At 61.7% G+C, this 962-nt stretch carries 2 protein-coding genes; one reads left to right on the forward strand and one right to left on the reverse strand.

Features of this window, described 5'->3' with window-relative positions:
* Positions 1–518: hypothetical protein (locus QET40_RS00260; RefSeq protein WP_280125162.1), on the reverse strand; the 518-nt coding region annotated here is incomplete at its 3' end.
* A gap of 30 nt (positions 519–548) precedes the next feature.
* Between QET40_RS00260 and QET40_RS00265 the strand changes: the two genes are divergently transcribed.
* Entirely contained in the window at positions 549–857 is a 309-nt protein-coding gene (locus QET40_RS00265; RefSeq protein WP_280125163.1) for a hypothetical protein, read from the forward strand.
* Positions 858–962: the final 105 nt, after the last annotated feature.

Raw genomic sequence — 962 nt, forward strand, 5'->3', positions numbered from 1 at the left:
CCCGTCACCTGCGTGTCGAGCACCGTATTGCCGGCTCCCGTCAGCGTCAGCCTGGAGGCCTCTCCCGAAAGGGATAAAGCGCCGCTGCCCTTCAGACTTTCGGTCTTGCCGGTTCCACCGATCACGGTCATGGCTCCCTCCCTGCCCGTATCAAGGGTTCCGAAGGAACTCGTCCCGTTGAGCGTCAGCGTGCCTTCGGACGTAGTCACCGTACCGCTCGTCGAAAACGATCCATTGATCGTTAATCCCGCCGCGCCCGTCTTAATGAAGTCCGCACTGCCGCCGGCGATGTTGCCGTCATAGACCGTATCAAGCTTCTCGCCTTCCGAGTTCAGACCGTTGACGAAGTTGATCTTCGCCGCCCCGGATCCGGGATCAGCGTTGGCGACGGTGATGGTATAGACCGTTCCATCTTCGCCAAGACCCCCGAGCAGGTTTTCCACCTTCAACCCGGCGGGATGGCCGCTGCCCGCCGCGGGAGCCCCGGACAGGCTGATGTCCAGATCCTCGTCGATCACCACCGCCTTGTACGCGTCGAGATAGTTGTAATGCGTGCCCGCGTTAAGCTGACCCTTGTCGTCCGACGCGAAATAAACGTCTCCGCCCGCCGTGATCGCCACCTGGCCGTCGGACAGGTACGAATCGAACTGGGCCTGGCTGATATCGACCGTCTTCACGGCGTAGCCGAGGTACTGGAGCAACGGATTGAAACGGATGGACTTGAGCCATGCCAGGGATCCTTCGGAAAGATCGCTGTATCCGTTGAAGGTGGCGCTATGCGTCTGCGGAGCATCGGCGACGAGCCGGCCGTTGGTGAGCTGCAGCAGGACGGTCGTGCCCTCCAGATTGTTCCGTGAGATCGACTTCTGCAGGTCGAGCGTCAGGCCCAGTGTCAGGGAACCCAGGGAGACGTCATGTCCGGCGGCTGACGCCCCGGCATCGGAACCGAAGACGATGACGCC

The sequence above is a fragment of the Akkermansia sp. N21169 genome (assembly GCF_029854675.1).
Taxonomy (GTDB): domain Bacteria; phylum Verrucomicrobiota; class Verrucomicrobiia; order Verrucomicrobiales; family Akkermansiaceae; genus Akkermansia.